The sequence below is a fragment of the Bacillus cereus group sp. BfR-BA-01311 genome (assembly GCF_022664295.1).
GTDB lineage: Bacteria > Bacillota > Bacilli > Bacillales > Bacillaceae_G > Bacillus_A > Bacillus_A cereus.
This window is the reverse complement of the sequence record NZ_JAKUHC010000048.1, coordinates 1-223: the sequence shown is the minus strand read 5'-3', so window position 1 is coordinate 223 and position 223 is coordinate 1. Positions and strand designations below refer to the sequence as shown.

Below are 223 nucleotides of genomic sequence, written 5' to 3'. Positions count from 1 at the left end.
TGATGGCAGAGAGGTCACACCCGTTCCCATACCGAACACGGAAGTTAAGCTCTCTAGCGCCGATGGTAGTTGGGACCTTGTCCCTGTGAGAGTAGGACGTTGCCAGGCAAATGGAGGATTAGCTCAGCTGGGAGAGCACCTGCCTTACAAGCAGGGGGTCGGCGGTTCGATCCCGTCATCCTCCACCATTTAGCCGACTTAGCTCAATTGGTAGAGCAACTGA

The 223-nt window shown here is 55.2% G+C and carries 1 tRNA gene and 1 rRNA gene; both read left to right on the top strand.

Annotation, left to right across the window (positions count from 1 at the left end):
• Positions 1-108 (top strand): 5S ribosomal RNA (rrf, locus tag MR136_RS28375); the annotation flags it as partial.
• A gap of 4 nt (positions 109-112) precedes the next feature.
• A tRNA-Val gene (locus MR136_RS28370) sits at positions 113-188 on the top strand.
• Positions 189-223 lie beyond the last annotated feature (35 nt).